This is a genomic window from Streptosporangium sp. NPDC006013 (assembly GCF_040614275.1).
GTDB lineage: Bacteria > Actinomycetota > Actinomycetes > Streptosporangiales > Streptosporangiaceae > Streptosporangium.
Window position 1 is genome coordinate 1 of sequence record NZ_JBEXUE010000862.1, and the last position, 2,071, is coordinate 2,071.

The following is a 2,071-nucleotide window of genomic DNA, read 5'->3' on the forward strand; positions in this document are numbered from 1 at the left end:
TGGCCAGCGCGGCGGGCTGGGCCAGGGCGGCGGCCGTCGACAGGGCGACGGCCGCCGCGGTCACCCGCGCCGTTTCGGGGCCCTTTTTCCCGCGTCCGGAAAGGCGGGCTGTTCTCCCGGCCGATACAGGCGCAGACTGGGCGGATGGAGTCGCGAGCGGCGGTCGACGATGCCGCGCTCGGGCGCGAGGCCTGGTCCGTGCTCGACGCGAACTCGACGGGTGCCGCGACCGTGCCCGCGCCGGGCCTCTATCCGCACCAGTGGAACTGGGACTCCACCTTCGTCGCGATCGGCCTGGCCCGCTGGGACACCCGCAGGGCCGGGACCGAACTGCTCAGTCTGCTGGCGGGGCAGTGGCACACCGGGATGGTGCCGCACATCGTCTTCCAGCCCGCCCGCGAGGAGGTCTACTTCCCCGGCCCGGCCGTCTGGCGCTCGACGGAGCACCGGGCCGCTCCCCACGGCGTGTGCACCTCCGGGCTGACCCAGCCGCCGCTGCAGGCGCTGGCCCTGTGGTGGGTGTGGCGGCACGCGGCCGACCGCGACACGGCCGTGGCCCTCGTACGGCGGATCTATCCGATGCTGGTCGCCCAGCACGACTACCTCGCCACGTCCAGGGACCTGGGCGGGGGAGGGCTGGCCGCGATCGTGCATCCATGGGAGTCGGGGATGGACGACAGCCCCGTCTGGGACGCCCCGCTGGAGGCGCTGCCCCCGGTCCGTCACGCCTACCGGCGCGAGGAGCCCTCCCCGTGGCATCCCGACAGCCACCACGACCGCTACATGGCGCTGGTCCTGGGCTACCGGGACTCCGGCTACGACCCGGCCTACCTGAGAGACGAGCACCCGTTCGCGGTCGAGGACCCGATGTTCAACGGGATCTGGCTCGCCTCCTGCCAGGCGCTCGTCGAGCTGGCACCGGTGGCCGGAGCGGACGCGGGTCCGCACCGGGAGGCGGTGGAGCGGATCCGCGCCGCGCTGCTGGACCGGCTCTGGGCCGACGGCGTCTTCCGCGTCCGTGACCTGCGCGCGGGGCGGCTCAGTTCCATCCGCACGGTCGGCTCCTTCGGGCCGTTGCTCGACCAGGGACTGCCGGCCGACAGGATCGCGGAGCTGGTGGGGACGTTGGAGTCGGCGAGCTTCATGGGAGCCGCGGGGTACCCGGTGCCGAGCTGTGAGATCCGCGCTCCGCAGTTCGACCGGTCCTGCTACTGGCGCGGGCCGTCCTGGGTGAACACCAACTGGCTGCTGCGTCGGGCGGCGGAGGTGCACGGCCTGGTGGGGCTGGTGCGGGTGCTGGGCTCGCAGACCCTGCGCCTCGTACGGCAGGCGGGTTTCCGCGAGTGCTTCGACCCCTTCGACGGCAGCGGACGAGGCAGCCGGGACTTCTCCTGGTCGGCCGCGCTCACCCTCGACCTGCTCGCGGATACCGTGGAGTGTTGAGGTACGGCCATCGCCGGACACGACACCGGACCATGCGGGGCCGTGCCGCGCCTCTCCACGCTGTGAGGATTCAGATGAAGCTCTTCCGTCGCCTGCCCGCCGAGATCCGCGGGGCCATCGATCCCGGTGACCGGGTGCTCACCTATGCCGAGGGCCCGGGCGGTTACGTGATCGCCGCGGACAGGGCACTTTACCTGGGCGGCGAGCGCCTGCCCTGGTTCCAGGTGGACCGCGGCGCCTGGGACGAGGAGGGACTGACCGTCGTCACCACCGATGGGCGGTCGTACCGGGCGCTGCTGCCCGAGCCCGGCCGGATCCCCGAGGCCGTGCGGGAGCGGGTGACCGCCTCGATCGTGGTCAACCACTACGTCCCGCTGGACGCGCGAGGGGGAGTGCGGCTGGTGGCGAGGAGGGCCGACGCCGACCGGTTGGTCTGGGAGTTCGTCTTCGACGCGGGTCTTGACCCGGACGACGCCGGGCTGCGCGCTCTCGCGGAGCAGGCGCTTGAGGAGACCCGCAGGAGCTTCGGCGTCTGAGCCGGGGTCCGAGGGTGCCCGGACACGCGAAAGGCCTGTGAGGGCAACGACCTCTGGCTGGAGATGGAGGAGGCGAACGTCCTCAAGGACAC

At 72.6% G+C, this 2,071-nt stretch carries 2 protein-coding genes; both read left to right on the forward strand.

All coding sequences use genetic code 11. From position 1 onward, the window contains the following. The first annotated feature begins 144 nt into the window (after positions 1–144). Entirely contained in the window at positions 145–1,443 is a 1,299-nt protein-coding gene (locus tag ABZ260_RS50410) for a hypothetical protein (RefSeq protein ID WP_355632913.1), read from the forward strand. A gap of 74 nt (positions 1,444–1,517) precedes the next feature. Beyond that, a complete protein-coding gene (locus ABZ260_RS50415; RefSeq protein WP_350913371.1) occupies positions 1,518–1,979 on the forward strand; it encodes a hypothetical protein in 462 nt (153 codons plus the stop codon). The last annotated feature ends 92 nt before the right edge of the window (positions 1,980–2,071 follow it).